This is a genomic window from Acinetobacter sp. UBA2063, from assembly GCF_002333245.1.
GTDB classification, from domain to species: Bacteria; Pseudomonadota; Gammaproteobacteria; order Pseudomonadales; family Moraxellaceae; genus Acinetobacter; species Acinetobacter parvus.
In genome coordinates this window covers 342-14,944 of sequence record NZ_DDAH01000178.1, presented here as the reverse complement: position 1 = coordinate 14,944, position 14,603 = coordinate 342, and the positions used below count along the sequence as shown (strand labels likewise).

Genomic DNA, 14,603 nt, shown 5'->3' with positions numbered 1-14,603 from the left:
GAGCAATTGTCAGGAAAATATACCCTCTATGAATTTAGAACCATCGCCCAGCGCTTCTAATTCTCACGACCTAAAAATCAAAACAGCAAACAAAGATGTACATGCTTGTTTAAAAGTTGTACATGAAGCCCTTACTGATGTAAAAGCCAAAGATATTCTAGAACTTGATGTAAGTTCTATTAGTAATATTGCCGATGCAATTGTGATTGCAAGCGGAACATCTACTCGTCATGTCAAAGCACTTGCTGACAATGTTGCTGATGAAGCACGTAAAGCAGGTTTTCGCCCAATTGGTGTCGAAGGTGAACGCGATGCTGAATGGATCCTCATTGACCTTGGTTTCGTTGTGGTACACGTAATGTTGCCAACAGCCCGTAAATTCTATGACCTTGAAAGTTTATGGCGCGCACCTGAATCCGTTGCCTAAAGCTTAAGAAAAGCGACCAATAAGGTCGCTTTTTTCATTCCTACAACAACTGGCTTAAGTCGACTGCTGGATAATGCTGTTTTATTTCATGCTTAATCTGTGCATACAGTTGATCCGCCTTGCCTGGACCATAAAAACTACAGTAGATCGCATACAGCGTTGTAATCATAACCGCATAAGCCTCTTTCGGCATTTGCATCAAACACTGTTTCTCTGAACCTGCAATATACCAATATCCAGCAAGTAAACGATGTTTCTTCATCTTGCCCTGAATCTCTTCCACAAAATCCAGATAATCAGGTTGACTGACGCCTTTTAACACGCCCATCACAAAGTCATGGAACACCTGAAACAGGTCCAGTGTTTCGGGACTTGTCTCAGCGGCCATAACTGGTTTATCCGTTTTTACCTTGAGGCGTTCCTGTTTCTCAACCACCGAAATTTCATGCAATACCTGCCGCAACATCTCCTTGCGTTGCAAGCGCAGGTCATCACTGGTACAAATTTCACTGAGAAAACGATTTAATACAAAGGATGGCTGGTGACCATATTCACTTTCCCAGTACTGTAAAACACGTTGCAAAACGGTATCTGGCAAGAACTGTGCAAGCCCCTTTTCCACTGCCAGCCTTTTTTGTTCAATGCTTAATTCAGCCATAACAATCACCTCCCTTAATGGCGATGAGTGATATTTTCAGTTTCAAAAGTGACATCCCTCTGAAACTCTGGGTATGACAATTCAGCATGTTCAGTATAATCCAGCCCCCGTTGTTCATGTTGCGGGGAAACCCTTAAGCCACCAAGAACCTTGTCGAGCACCTTAAACATGATAAACGCAGCACCAAAGCCCCAGACAAATGCGGCCCCCACACCCAAAGTCTGAACTGAGATCACATCAAGGTTAAACGGTTTCTCCAGAAAGAAGATACCTGCGGCAATGGTTCCCCATGCTCCACACACCCCATGTACTGCAACAGCATCCACCACATCATCCAGCCGCATCTTTTCAATCAACAAAGGTACAAAAGTCATCAGCAAACCTGCTATAGCGCCTGTGATAACCGCAAATACGGGGGACATGGTGGCACAACCCGCCGTGATTGAAACCAGACCGCCCAGTGATGCGTTAATAGTATTGCGCATGAGCACCGCCTTGGATTGAAGCAAGGCCAGAACCATATACGTTGCAGCCGCAGCACAGGCAGCCAAATGCGTGTTGAGGGCAATACGTCCAATGCTCACACTTGCAGCAACCGTGGATGCCGCATTAAACCCAAACCACGCAAACCATAGCACAAAGCCACCCAATGCCACCAAGGGCAGATTATGTCCTGCCAAAAAATGACTTTGCCCTTTACGACCAAAGCGTCCCAAACGTGGTCCCAACACAATAATGCCTGCGAGTGCCACCCATCCACCAATTGAATGCACCACAGTTGAACCAGCAAAATCAATAAACCCCAAAGCTTTCAGCCAGCCATCACCACCGAACAGGCCGCCCCATGCCCAGCTACCAAATACAGGGTAAATGATGCCACTTACAAAAACCGCACTGACCACATAAGCCACAAAATGTATTCGCTCTGCCATGGCACCGCTGGCAATCGTGGTGGCTGTCGCCGCAAACATCATCTGAAAGAACAACAGGTTCCAGTGCCAGTCATCCAGTTGATCTGGCATGAAATGACTGAGTCCGATCCACCCTGTTTGATTCAGGCCAAACATCAGGCCAAAGCCAAACAGCCAAAAAATAAGTCCTCCAATACAGGTATCCATATAGTTCTTCATGAGTACATTCACGGTATTCTTACTACGAACAGATCCGCTTTCGATTAAAGCAAATCCTGCTTGCATAAAGAAAACTAAAATTCCTCCAACGACCACCCACACGCTATCCAGAGAAATACGGATTTCCTGAATATTTGTCGTGGTTTCAGCAGATGCATGGGAGGTGAGAGATAGTAAAAACAGCAATACTAAAATTATACTTTTCATAGAATTCCCCTAAAAAATCATCTAATCCAATGCAAAAAAAATGCCAAAATAAATTATTTTTTCCTTTTAATAATTCATCGATTTATATTTATTCATCATAAAAAAATGATCTAAACTAAATACTTAATATCCAAACCTTTATACACCTTTTATCAACAACAATCTCTTCTTCCATTTCAAATTTGACATGACAAGTTGTCAAAATTAACGCACTATAGGACCTGCTTTAAAATTCATCAAATAAAAAGCATTATTGGAGTAGATGAAGTGAAAATTCTAATTACAGGTGCAAATACAGGTATTGGTTTTGCCACAGCGGAAGAGTTGGTAAAGCAGGGACAACATGTCATTCTTGCCTGCCGTAATCCGCAAAAAGCGCAAATTGCACAAGATAAATTGCGTGCATTGGGTCAGGGGCAGGTTGATTTGGTTTCCCTCGATTTAAACAGCCTTGAATCAACCCGAAAAGCAGCGGATGAAATTGCAGACCGCTACGGTAGTCTTGATGTCCTGATTAACAACGCAGGACTATTTGCCAAGACCAAGCAGCTGACGCAAGATGGTTTTGAACAACAGTTTGGTGTGAATTATCTAGGCCATTTTCTACTGACACATAAGCTGATTCCTGTCTTGGAACAGGCACCAAAAGCTCGCATCATCCACCTTGCTTCAATTGCACATTGGGCAGGTTCAATCAAACCGAATAAGTTCCGTGCTGAGGGTTTTTATAATCCCCTGTTCTATTATGGTCAATCTAAGTTAGCGAATCTTTTATTCAGTAATGCTTTAGCTGAACGTATGGCGAATAGCACCATTACCAACAACTCACTACATCCAGGGGGTGTTGCCTCTGATATTTATCGCGAACTGCCAAAACCTGTTTATGAAGTGATGAAAATTGGTTTAGTGCCGACCTCAGTTCCTGCAAAGTTGATTACGCAAATGGCGACTGGAGATGATTGGGCAAAGCGTAATGGAGAATATGTCAGTGCACACATGCCAGACTGGAAATCACCACATGCTAAAAACCAGCAACTTGCCCGTGATCTTTATACACAATCCATGAATCTTGTAGAAAAATACCTTTAATAAATATGCGCTAACAAAAAAGCCACCTAACGGTGGCTTCTTCAATCCTGATGAGGTCAGATTAGTGACCACCACCATTGATTGCTTTTGTCATATCTTCAACAACTTTCTTCGCATCACCGAAGATCATCATAGTCTTTTCGTTATAGAACAAGTCATTGTCTAAGCCAGCATAACCTGTTGCCATAGAACGCTTGATCACCATAATCGTACGTGCTTTATGCGCTTCAAGAATCGGCATACCATAGATTGGTGAGCTTGGATCATCTTTTGCCGCTGGGTTAACAACGTCATTCGCACCAATCACAAGTACTACGTCTGTTGCAGGAAAGTCAGAGTTGATCTCATCCATTTCCAAGATGTCTTCATAGGCAACATCAGCTTCAGCTAACAATACGTTCATGTGACCAGGCATACGACCCGCAACTGGGTGAATCGCAAAGCGAACTTTTACGCCCTGTTCTTTTAAGATTTCACATAATTCTTTAACTGCATTTTGTGCACGACCTTGCGCCATACCATAACCTGGTACAATCACAACGCTGTCAGCATTTGACATCAGGAAGCCTGCGTCATCTGCTGAACCAGAACGATAGTTACGTTGAACTTGTTCGCCTTTGTCCGCTGTAGCAACTGCTGCACCACCCATTGCACCACCAAACAATACGTTGATGATTGAACGGTTCATCGCCTTACACATAATGTAAGAAAGAATCGCACCAGAAGAACCTACAAGTGAACCCGCAACGATTAACATATTGTTTTCTAGTGTGAAACCAATACCAGCTGCAGCCCAACCAGAGAATGAGTTAAGAAGCGATACCACAACTGGCATATCACCGCCACCAACTGGCGCAATCCAAACCCAACCAAATGCAAGTGCAAGTGCTGTCATCGCCCAGAAAGCAGTCATGTTATTCGTCAAGAAGAACATAATGCCTGCCGCAAGCATTGCAGCAAAGATAAGCGCTTGAACAGGTTTAACCCATGCACCAGAAATCGTTTTTGCCCATTTTTTAGCAGCTAATTTACCGTAAGCAAATACTGATGCTGTAAATGTAATCGCACCAACGAAGCAACCTACAAACAATTCAAATAAATGAACTTTGCTCATATGAGCATGCTGTACGCCAGCAGCAGTCAAAGCAGCTTCATTTTCAGCAAACAATGCTGTTAATTGGTTGTTGTGTAAAATCGCTGCAATCGCAATTAATACCGCAGCCAAACCAACTAATGAGTGCATTAAAGCCACTGTTTCAGGCATTTGTGTCATCGGAACAGTTCGCGCACGAGCGATACCAACCACACCACCCAATACCATCGCACCAACGATCATCCAAACAACTGGATGTTCTGCAACAAAGAATGTTGTCACTACAGCAATCGCCATAGCGATCATGCCGTAACGGTTACCTGCGATTGCAGTTTTAGGACCTGACAAACCACGCAAAGTTAAGATAAAAAGGACGGCACCAATCAGGTAGAACCAATCCGCATAGTCTCGAATAAATTCCATCTATTAGCCCTCTTTTTTCTTTTGCTTCGGCTTGAACATTTCAAGCATACGAGCAGTTACAGCGAAGCCACCAAAAATGTTGATACTTGCCAAGAACACAGCAATCGCACCCAAGATGCTTACAACATTTACGCTTTGGAAAGCTACATTGGCATCAACACCAATCACAGGCATACCCACGGTTTGGATCATTGCCCCAACGATAATGATTGAAGACAATGCGTTCGTTACCGCCATAAGTGGTGTATGTAACGCAGGTGTTACTCCCCAAACTACGTAGTAACCTACGAAGATGGCAAGGACGAAAATTGTAATCGTTTCAACCATGAGAACTCTCCTTAACCGCGCTTGAGCAGTACTTGACCGCCATGAGTCACGAGTAACGCTTTTTGGATTTCATCTTCCTGATTAAGCACAAAGTTTTTATCTTTGTCGAATAATGTCTCAAGGAAGTTGAAAACGTTACGTGCATACAATGCAGATGCTTCGGTTGCAACTGTGCCTGGAATGTTTGGAATGCCCAAAATCTTCACGCCATTTTCAGTTGTAACCGTTTCGCCTTCTTTAGAACCTTCAACGTTACCGCCAGTTTCAACCGCCATATCCAAAATGACAGAACCTGGTTTCATCTTGGCAACAGTTTCAGCTTTGATCAGACGCGGAGCATTACGACCTGGAATCAATGCAGTGGTGATTACGATGTCAGCATTTGAGACAGCTTTATCTACAATCGCAGCTTGATCCTTGATGTATTGCTCACCCGGCTGCCAACCATAACCGCTTTTCGCAGCTTCAGCAGCACGTTGTTTTTCTTCATCGGACATTGGTACGTCTAACCATTTACCGCCTAAAGACTCAACTTGTTCTTTAGCAGTTGGACGTAAGTCAGTTGCTTCCACAACTGCACCTAAACGTTTTGCAGTCGCAATCGCTTGAAGACCAGCAACACCAACACCCATGATCACGACACGCGCAGGTTTTACGGTACCCGCAGCAGTCATTAACATTGGGAACATACGTTGATATTCAGCCGCAGCTAGCAATACAGATTTATAACCAGCGAGGTTTGCCTGCGAAGAAAGTACATCCATGTTTTGTGCGCGTGAAAGCGTACGAGGAAGTAACTCTAAAGCAAAAGCAGACACTTGCTGAGCAGCAAACTGGTCCAGTTCTGGATTGCGGTAAGGGTCAAACATTGCAACCACAGTCGTATTCGCCGCAAGCTTTTGAATTTCTTCACCCTTAGGGGCACGTACCTTCAAAATAATTTGGCTACCTGTATATGCATCGTCTGTAATGGTTGCGCCAACTTGTTCATAAGCACTGTCAATATAGGCTGCTTTAACACCAGCGCCACGTTGAATGACAATGCTATGACCTGCGTTAATCAACTTCTTAACTGTTTCTGGTGTTGCCGCTACACGACTTTCACCTGCAACAGTTTCGGTTGGGATTCCGATCTGCATGAGCGTTCCTCAAGCTAGTTTTTCTTAAGTAAACATCGCGGATAGCAATGTTTCCCCCAGGAGTATTCTTTGTAGAATTTTGGATTCTAATGGAACTTTTTTAAAATTCCACCCACTATTTATTTAATAAATACCCATATTCTGAACTGATGATTCATATTGATATTGAAACCTTGTATGCTCATGATGTTTAGCTTTTGATAAAGCCAAGCTATTTCACCATGCATATACAATATAAAAATTTCATTCTCTCAGTATCTATCCGTTCATTTATATGCCTTGTGCGTTGTTTTCATTCAATGCCAAAGCGGTATAGATTAAATAACCCCATGTTTTATCGAGCATCATAGATAGAATACACAGCAAGTCTTTAAATATTGTTCATATTCAGGCTTGGCTAAAACGGGTCTATGGACTGAAACCGCATCATAATCGTGCAGCTCTGTAGAGAAATTGGCTTACATAAACTTTTATTGGTTTTTTCGGCGACTATTTATTTCGCAAAGTACAAGGCCTATTTCAAGACATCAAAGTAGGTTTTATCAATAAATCTGAATTGTATGAATGTCATCCCTCAGAAAAACTAAAAAGAAATGTAAAAACTTGAATCGGCATTTTTTCAAGTGATATTTATGTAATTTTGTCTGATCAAAATAGATTTAACGCACAATATTGGTGCAAAAATCATTCTATTTCATTCATCATTTTATTTTTCTGATTCAGCAACAGTAAAATTTCCTGAAAATACGTCCCCATTGATCATTCTGCCAGACAATCATCAGGATTTCTCAGTGGACATTGTTCTAGTGATAGGCAACCACAGCCAATGGTTATAGCCATGTTGTTATTGTGGAACCCAATATGCGTATCATCCATATTGCAGGTCAGAGAGAAGAAAACAAAAATGGTGAACTTTCCATTTTTTGACCAACAGGTACAACAAGTCTTTTATAATATTCAACATGCTTTAATCGCCCCTCAGGCACAACTTTCAGATATAGCCGTTTTGCGTATGCTGATTGTTGACCATGATTCTGAAAAACTTCAGGTATTGGCAGGCATCATGCAAAGTTTGTGGAAAAATCATGCATTTCCTGTATGCACATTGATTCCTGTTTCTAGATTGGCATGAGCAGGAATGCTCGTTGAAATTAAAGCAACCGCATATACTGCATAAACCCGTGATAGAGAAAATTATGTCAGCCCCTCAAGATATTAGTCAAAATAAGGCCTTACTCTGGTTTATGGCTGCGGCGTGCGGTCTATGTGCAGGTGCCAACTATTATAGCCAGCCACTAATCCACTCCATTCAGCAGTATTTTGCCGTAACAGAAAGCAAGGCTGCCCTGACCGTCACTTTTGCACAGGTTTCCTATGCTTTGGGTTTGCTGTTTATTGTACCTATAGGTGATGTGGCCAATAAGACCAAGTTTATCCCACTACTTATGACTTTATGTGCAATGGGTTTGTTTCTGAGTGCGTTCTCGGTCAACCTACCTATGCTCTGGGTGGGAACCGTACTGGTCGGGCTGTTTTCAGTTGCGGCTCAGGTACTGATCCCTCTTGCCACCATGACGGTACAGCCTGAAAAGACTGGCGAAGTTGTGGGCTTTCTCATGAGTGGTTTATTGGTGGGTATCTTGCTTTCGACCAGTCTAGCAGGATTGTTCTCCAACCTGTTTCACTGGAAAGTCATCTATGTGCTTAGTGGAGTCTTGATGCTGATATTGGCTTATGCGCTTAAAAGCCGCTTGCCTTACGTCATGCGCATGAAAATGAATTATGGGCAAATCTTTGTTTCGATGGCCCAACTCTTGAAGCAGGAAAAGCGTCTATTGTTACGTGCGCTTGCAGGTGGGTTTGCTTTTGCAGCAGTCAGTATCCTCTATTCAACCATCGCACTTCTGCTCAGCTCGGCCCATCATTTACCTGACCTCATGATTGGAATGGTGAGTCTGGTGGGTATCTTTGGTGCCTTATCCACCCAATATATTGGCCGATATGCTGATCAGGGCTACACCAGGCAACTGACCTGGATGGGCTGTGCCTTATTCATTATCAGCTGGATTTGCTTCTATTACGGGCAAACAGTCCTCATCAGCTATATTGTTGGCTTTGCCCTAATCCAGTTGGCTTTGGCATTGGTGCACACCAGCAACCAGAGCATTATTTTCCGTTTACGCCCCGATGCCAAGTCACGTATCAATGCGATTTATATGACCGCCTATTTTACAGGTGGAGCATGTGGTTCCGCACTTGGCATCTTTACATGGAATCATGGTGGCTGGAGCATGGCCTGCTTGGCTGGTGTATGTCTGGTTCTTGCCTGTATGCTATTTAGTTTGCTGGATAACCTCTGAGAACTCGTGGTTTTCCGCCTGCTGTTACTGATGCAGAAATCATCACTATGCAAATAGTAGGTGAATTTCTTGGTTTAGATACAGACAAAAATATTTGGATGTATTTCAAAAACAATTGGTTAGAGTGGTTTCAAAAATTAGGATCTTATTCACCAGACTTCACTAATTCCTGATAGCGATAAAATGTATCTCTTGACACACCCATCACTTTGCATGCTCTAGATACATTCTGAAGCTCTTCAGCTAAATTGAGCAGACCTACTTTGTGTTTAATAATTTGATTGTTAGTATGCAACATAAGAAAGTTACCTTTGTTTGATTAAGATTTCGACACCTTTATCAAAACGGGTAACTTTCTCTTTTTCAAGAAGAATGTACGATCAAGTCTGAACTAATACAAAACTTTCTTTAATCCTCTTTCCCTCTGAACTCCAATTCAAGTAATGATCATTGGTGAATTAACCTCAAAACTCGTATAATGCTGCCCTTTGCTTGCCTATCCAGATCCGAGAGCCTTTTATGCAATCACTTGAGTCATTAAAGCCACGCATTTCCGTTGCCCCGATGATGGATTGGACAACCAAAGACTACCGTTTTTTTGCCCGCCTATTTAATCCAAATGTCGTTTTATATACCGAGATGGTCACTACAGGTGCGATCATTTATGGTGGCGCCAACCGCCATTTGGACTTCAACAAGGAAGAGCATCCCATTGTGTTGCAGCTCGGTGGCTCAAATCCACAAGAGCTAGCTACCTGTACCAAAATGGCTGAAGACTGGGGTTATAACGAAGTTAATCTGAATGTCGGATGCCCAAGTGACCGTGTCCAGAACAATAAGATTGGTGCATGTTTAATGGCTGAACCAGACTTGGTGGCTGAATGTATTCATAGTATGCAAAAAGCAGTGTCGATTCCTGTCACCGTGAAACATAGGATCGGAATTGATGACATGCAGTCTTATGAAGAAATGCTGCATTTTGTTGACACTGTTGCGGCAACGGGCTGTACTCACTTTATCGTGCATGCGCGGATTGCCATTTTGCAGGGCCTGTCTCCAAAAGAGAACCGTGAAGTACCACCCTTACGTTATGAAGATGTCTATCGTCTCAAGCAGGAACGTCCTCACCTGACCATTGAAATCAATGGTGGCATCAAAACCTTTACAGAAACGCAGCAACATTTACAGCATGTCGATGGGGTGATGATTGGCCGTGAAGCCTACCACAATCCTTATTTATTAGCTGAAATGGGTCAATTGTGGAATTTGGAAACACCAAATCGTTTTGACATCATGCAGCAGATGATGCCGTATATTCACCAGCGTGTCGCTGAGGGCGCACCACTTTCAATTATCACACGTCATATTCTGGGATTATTCCAGAACTTGCCAGGTGCACGTAAATGGCGTCAGGCACTGAGTGGTGGCAATGCAAAAACCATTACCGATATTGACAATGCCATTCAGAATATTCAGGCAGCCATGCAACGTACTGAAGACTACATAACAGAACATCAATCCTGATTGATGTTTCACAAAAAATGTGACATAAGTCACATCAAGAAATATCATTTTACAAATCTTAAGATTCAAATTGATGGAAATATAAGCTATTTAAAATTAAGAAAATCTTCAAAAAGTTTTCTTAAATAATTTATTGTAAAAGGCCTAAAATGTTACATTATTACATTACATTTTAGTTTTTTTAAAATTCATCGCTTACTATGTGCCGCGTACGGATTCTGGCACACGTTCAGTTGTTTTGAAAATGCGGTAGAGATTTACAATGATTTATGATGTACCTTCAGTTGACCACAGCATAATATATCCACCAGCACAACAGCTGGTTATTCCTTATCGGGAAATGCCAAAACCAGCATCAATACACACAATTGATGTCGACAAGTTTTCTCAAAAGCTCACCAAGCGGGCGTCTTATCGAAGTTCATCTCAATGCGCTAAATTTGTCAGAATCGCATTGCAATCTGCTGGGGCTAAAATTGTTCAGCATCCTGTCGCTGCATCAGATTGGGGTCGTACCCTGCAGCAGATTGGTTATCAAAAAATCACGCCTGAGTTTAATAATCCGCAACCAGGTGACATTTATATTATTCATCGCACCAAAAAACATCGTTATGGACATATTGCAGGTTTTACAGGTTCGCAATGGGTTTCTGATTTTAAACAAACCAGCTATGACGTGTACAAAGATCCCAATGTCACCTACAGCTATTACCGCCTAGCACCACAATATCCGCAGGCTTAATTTATCAGGCCGATTTAGGTCCTGATTTTATCCAGCTTCTTCATGACTTCAGCCACCGCAACCATTGCAAAGCTTGAAGTCACCACCACCGCCGATCCATAGCCACCACAGCGCAAACCTGCAGTTGCACAAACATCAGCGCTTGAAAACGGATTATCGATGGAGTAAATGCAGGTAATTCCAAACTTGTCTTTCGGCTTTTTACAAATGCCTTTGGAACGTAGTTGTGTGCGTAGTTTGGCAAGCATTGGGTCCTGTTCTGTTTTGGATAAGTCCGCCACTCGAATCTTGAGCGGGTCAAGTTTTCCACCTGCACCGCCTGACACAATCAACGGGATTTTGTTAAAACGGCAGTACAGCATCAAAGCCAACTTAGCTTTGACATCATCAATACAGTCTAAAACGATGGTTGGGACAGGATCCAGAATCTCTTTGACATTCTCAGGTGTGAGATAGTCATCAATCACATTGACTTTCATTCGTGGATTGATTTGACGGCAACGTTCCGCCATCACCTCAATTTTTTCCTGTCCAAGTGTCGAGCTCATTGCAGGCAGTTGACGGTTGATGTTGGATGCGGCAACCACATCCATATCCACCAGCGTCAGTTCACCAATGCCTGTACGTGCCAGTGCCTCAACCGCCCAGCTTCCCACACCACCAATCCCAATCACCATGACATGGCTTTGCTCATAGTGTGCAAATGCATTTTCTCCATAAATTTTGGCCACGCCAGCAAAACGGCGGTCATATTCATCATTTTGGAGATCGGTCATGTGCTCATCTAACTTCAAAAAATCATGGTTATTTTACCTGAATCGTGATCTGGATTAAATCGCATCAAGGCTCACTGAATCATCAAAGATTAAAGCCCTGTAAAGTACAGGGCTTTAGCCTCCCAGTTTGGCAATTTCATTTGTTTGTTATGAAGTGCTTTTTCACTCTAAGCGAGTTTAAGAAATGATGTGTTCCCTTTTAGTTATCTTATTTTTAATGGGATTATTGTTATTATTGTAAACGCAAGGCTGCCAATGAGTTTTGCCATAATTGCTCAGCAAGCTGGTCTTGTGGTTGCCCAAGGGTTTGCGCCAAACTATCTAAAACATAAGGCAGATTCACAGGTGTATTTCTCGTGCGGTGTTCGGTTGAGGTCTGGCAACACAACGGGGTCATATCAGGGCAATCAGTTTCAATCACCAGATGTTCAGCCCCAATCGCCTGTACCACCTGATGCAACTTTTTGGCATTTGGATTGGTGATTTGCCCCGTCACACCGATTTTAAAACCCAGTTTGACTAAGGTTTTAGCTTCCTCCACGCCACCACTAAAGGCATGCGCAATACCACCACGCTTGAATTTCTGCGCCTTTAAAATGGCAAGCGCTTCGGCATGGGCCTTACGAATATGCAGTAGTACAGGTTTTTGATAATGCGTTGCCAATTCAAGTTGGGCATTAAAATAATGCTGTTGTTTGGCAAATGCGTCTGGCCGTTTATGTTGCTTTAAAAAGGTATCCAACCCAATCTCGCCCACGGCGACACAATCATGCTGCTTTAACACCTGCTCCAGTCGTTGTAGATGTGCCTGTTGATGTTGCTCAATATAAAAAGGATGTAAACCAGGTGCGAGATAGGATTGCGGGACATTTTCCCAGTCTTGTAACTGTTGGTGGGTCTGAATGAGTTCATCAAAGCGGGATTCAATAAAACCGATGAGAACCAAAGCCTCTACCCCAACCTGTTTCGCCTGTACAGCCAAATGTTGCCGATCATGGTCAAAATCGGCAACATCAAAATGGGTATGGGTATCAAATAGTTGCATCATTTTATTAAAAATCCCACTTTATAAAAGAGGGATTTAAGGAGATTTATTTGCCACAGGCGTAGATGCTGCTGGTGCTTCCACCTTTGGCAAATATTCAGGTTTTAACACACCCTGTAATTTGTTAAATGGAATCACCAGACGTGGCAGACCGACCACATAAGGACCAATTTCATATTCAGCATATTGCAGAATTAAGCCCTGCTCTCCCAACAGGAAGTTGTCAGTGACCTTAAACGGCCAGGCCTGTTCATATTCTTCAGGGTTATTGGCAAGTTTGGTGTCTACAATCCAGACCTTGAATGCATCATGTGCCAGCTTGTCCAACGTTGCCTTTTGTTTTGGCAAGAGCAGGTCGTTCAATTGCACCTGTTTTTGATTGGTCAGGTCAAAGTTATAGTAGCGTTGCGAGGTTGAACCATGTGCGCCACCCAAATAACTGCTGCTATTCAACACAACCGTTGCCAGTGTGCCCTTAGACTGTAAAATCTTTGGTTTAATCATCAAACTGATTTGATGACTGCTGCTCAATGCTTTCAGTTCTTCATCAATCTTGATAAATAAATTGGCATACAACTGTGCCTGCGCGTCCAGATTTTGCTTTTGCTCAGCGGTCTGTACGCTAGAGGCGGCGGTATCCTGATCGACAATTTCAAGCATCTTGCCGAGTTGACTCAGTATTTCCTGATCAAGTAACTGGTCAATAAACGGAAAGTTACTCTGCAAGCGTTCAACGCTAAAATCTGGACAGGTATTGCCCTTACACTCAGGCAAACTTACCTGCACCTTGACCGTTTCACCACGCAAGGTCGGCTCAGTCTGTGTCTGTACAACAGGCTGCTCTTGTGGCTTGTCCTCTGGCTGCTTAGGTTCTGATTTTGGCTGGCATGCGGCAAGTAGAATTGCACACGCCAGAACGCTAGATTTATAAAATGTTTTCATCGAAGAACCTGCAAGCATTGTGATTACACAAGATTTTTAAATGCTAGCGGACTTCACCGCAAACCGCTAGTGATACATGCAATTCCTATACGCTTGTTACAAAGATTAGAACATTTGTTGATAAATATCAGGCTGTAGCATCTGTTTACTCTGTTCGGTGCTTAAATAAATATCCAGTTGTGGTGCATCCTTACTAATTTCATTGGCACGGTAATGCACGCCAATGCCCTCACCATCGAAGAACCAGTCAGCCTGTCCCCAATACAGCTTTTTCGGCACCTGTTTTTTGACTTCTGGGGATTGTTTATCAATCCATTGTTGATAGTGTGCCTGAATAATGTCATTCAGTGCATTTTGCTGATTCTTCTGAATCACATCCAACACGCTGAGGCTTTTTTGTAGTTTACGGTCTGCAACAAAGAAATAGAAACGGTCCTTGACCGCAATATCTTCTTGCTGGGCATTTACCCCCACTTGCAGCAACACATACTGATTTCGCTGTGATGCAATACGAGTATTCAAATGCAGCTCGTAGGCCTTGTTTTTTGAATATTTATCCTGCCATTCATCTGACTTTTTCACATAGGCGTTGATGGCCTGTTGCAAGGTCAGGTTTTTATTCTGTTCAATCTGTTGCTGGATTACGTTGGCCTGATTTTTTGCAATCCATGTATTCAACCATTGATCCTGAGTTTTAATGGTTTGAATGTCGACATCAATA

The 14,603-nt window shown here is 42.8% G+C and carries 14 protein-coding genes and 4 pseudogenes; 7 read left to right on the top strand and 11 right to left on the bottom strand.

Features of this window, described 5'->3' with window-relative positions:
* Positions 1 to 28 precede the first annotated feature (28 nt).
* Entirely contained in the window at positions 29 to 427 is a 399-nt protein-coding gene (gene rsfS / locus B4H32_RS08540) for a ribosome silencing factor (RefSeq protein ID WP_004760805.1), read from the top strand.
* 40 nt (positions 428 to 467) lie between these two features.
* On the opposite strand, the gene B4H32_RS08535 is transcribed toward rsfS, so the two are convergent.
* Both B4H32_RS08535 and B4H32_RS08530 read right to left on the bottom strand, forming a co-directional pair.
* The gene (locus B4H32_RS08535; RefSeq protein ID WP_004798252.1) at positions 468 to 1,085 is read right to left on the bottom strand and encodes a hypothetical protein; all 618 of its coding nucleotides are present in this window, start codon (positions 1,083 to 1,085) and stop codon (positions 468 to 470) included.
* Positions 1,086 to 1,099: 14 nt separating this feature from the next.
* A complete protein-coding gene (locus B4H32_RS08530; RefSeq protein ID WP_004681725.1) occupies positions 1,100 to 2,422 on the bottom strand; it encodes an ammonium transporter in 1,323 nt (440 codons plus the stop codon).
* Positions 2,423 to 2,689: 267 nt separating this feature from the next.
* On the opposite strand from B4H32_RS08530, the gene B4H32_RS08525 reads away from it, so the two are divergent.
* Positions 2,690 to 3,511 (top strand): SDR family NAD(P)-dependent oxidoreductase, encoded by an 822-nt coding sequence (locus tag B4H32_RS08525; protein WP_004681726.1) that lies wholly within the window; start codon positions 2,690 to 2,692, stop codon positions 3,509 to 3,511.
* A gap of 61 nt (positions 3,512 to 3,572) precedes the next feature.
* Here B4H32_RS08525 and B4H32_RS08520 read toward each other — a convergent pair whose 3' ends face one another.
* The 4 genes and pseudogenes from B4H32_RS08520 to B4H32_RS08505 all read right to left on the bottom strand — a co-directional run.
* Positions 3,573 to 5,027, bottom strand: coding sequence for an NAD(P)(+) transhydrogenase (Re/Si-specific) subunit beta (locus B4H32_RS08520; RefSeq protein WP_004678361.1), 1,455 nt, complete (start codon positions 5,025 to 5,027; stop codon positions 3,573 to 3,575).
* 3 nt (positions 5,028 to 5,030) lie between these two features.
* Positions 5,031 to 5,354 carry a proton-translocating transhydrogenase family protein gene (locus tag B4H32_RS08515; protein ID WP_004678363.1) on the bottom strand — a complete coding sequence of 108 codons (324 nt, stop codon included), beginning with the start codon at positions 5,352 to 5,354 and terminating at the stop codon, positions 5,031 to 5,033.
* An 11-nt stretch (positions 5,355 to 5,365) separates the two neighbouring features.
* Positions 5,366 to 6,493, bottom strand: coding sequence for a Re/Si-specific NAD(P)(+) transhydrogenase subunit alpha (locus B4H32_RS08510; protein WP_262573775.1), 1,128 nt, complete (start codon positions 6,491 to 6,493; stop codon positions 5,366 to 5,368).
* Between the two features lie 684 nt (positions 6,494 to 7,177).
* Positions 7,178 to 7,321 (bottom strand): annotated as a pseudogene (locus B4H32_RS08505) (redox-sensitive transcriptional activator SoxR); the annotation flags it as partial.
* Between B4H32_RS08505 and B4H32_RS08500 the strand changes: the two are divergent.
* The 3 genes and pseudogenes from B4H32_RS08500 to B4H32_RS08490 all read left to right on the top strand — a co-directional run.
* Positions 7,316 to 7,625, top strand: a pseudogene (locus tag B4H32_RS08500) (Rid family hydrolase); the annotation flags it as partial. The pseudogenes B4H32_RS08505 and B4H32_RS08500 sit on opposite strands and share 6 nt — an antisense overlap.
* 64 nt (positions 7,626 to 7,689) lie before the next feature.
* Complete coding sequence (locus B4H32_RS08495) at positions 7,690 to 8,853, top strand: MFS transporter (RefSeq protein WP_286801967.1); 1,164 nt, start codon at positions 7,690 to 7,692, stop codon at positions 8,851 to 8,853.
* Positions 8,847 to 9,014, top strand: a pseudogene (locus tag B4H32_RS08490) (IS982 family transposase); the annotation flags it as partial. The gene B4H32_RS08495 and the pseudogene B4H32_RS08490, both read left to right, overlap by 7 nt.
* On the opposite strand, the pseudogene B4H32_RS08485 reads toward B4H32_RS08490, so the two are convergent.
* Positions 9,005 to 9,151: pseudogene (locus tag B4H32_RS08485) on the bottom strand (helix-turn-helix domain-containing protein); the annotation flags it as partial. The pseudogenes B4H32_RS08490 and B4H32_RS08485 sit on opposite strands and share 10 nt — an antisense overlap.
* Positions 9,152 to 9,372: 221 nt before the next feature.
* Here B4H32_RS08485 and dusA point away from each other — a divergent pair.
* The gene (gene dusA / locus B4H32_RS08480; protein WP_286801950.1) at positions 9,373 to 10,377 is read left to right on the top strand and encodes a tRNA dihydrouridine(20/20a) synthase DusA; all 1,005 of its coding nucleotides are present in this window, start codon (positions 9,373 to 9,375) and stop codon (positions 10,375 to 10,377) included.
* 262 nt (positions 10,378 to 10,639) lie between these two features.
* Complete coding sequence (locus tag B4H32_RS08475; protein WP_005329079.1) at positions 10,640 to 11,119, top strand: CHAP domain-containing protein; 480 nt, start codon at positions 10,640 to 10,642, stop codon at positions 11,117 to 11,119.
* A gap of 14 nt (positions 11,120 to 11,133) precedes the next feature.
* Here B4H32_RS08475 and B4H32_RS08470 read toward each other — a convergent pair whose 3' ends face one another.
* The 4 genes from B4H32_RS08470 to B4H32_RS08455 all read right to left on the bottom strand — a co-directional run.
* Positions 11,134 to 11,895 (bottom strand): tRNA threonylcarbamoyladenosine dehydratase, encoded by a 762-nt coding sequence (locus B4H32_RS08470; protein WP_005329073.1) that lies wholly within the window; start codon positions 11,893 to 11,895, stop codon positions 11,134 to 11,136.
* A gap of 232 nt (positions 11,896 to 12,127) precedes the next feature.
* Positions 12,128 to 12,940 (bottom strand): TatD family hydrolase, encoded by an 813-nt coding sequence (locus tag B4H32_RS08465; protein WP_286802062.1) that lies wholly within the window; start codon positions 12,938 to 12,940, stop codon positions 12,128 to 12,130.
* A 36-nt stretch (positions 12,941 to 12,976) separates the two neighbouring features.
* The gene (locus B4H32_RS08460) at positions 12,977 to 13,882 is read right to left on the bottom strand and encodes an RsiV family protein (protein WP_004764140.1); all 906 of its coding nucleotides are present in this window, start codon (positions 13,880 to 13,882) and stop codon (positions 12,977 to 12,979) included.
* 105 nt (positions 13,883 to 13,987) lie between these two features.
* A partial coding sequence (locus B4H32_RS08455; protein ID WP_286801935.1) for a hypothetical protein occupies positions 13,988 to 14,603 on the bottom strand: 616 nt, incomplete at its 5' end.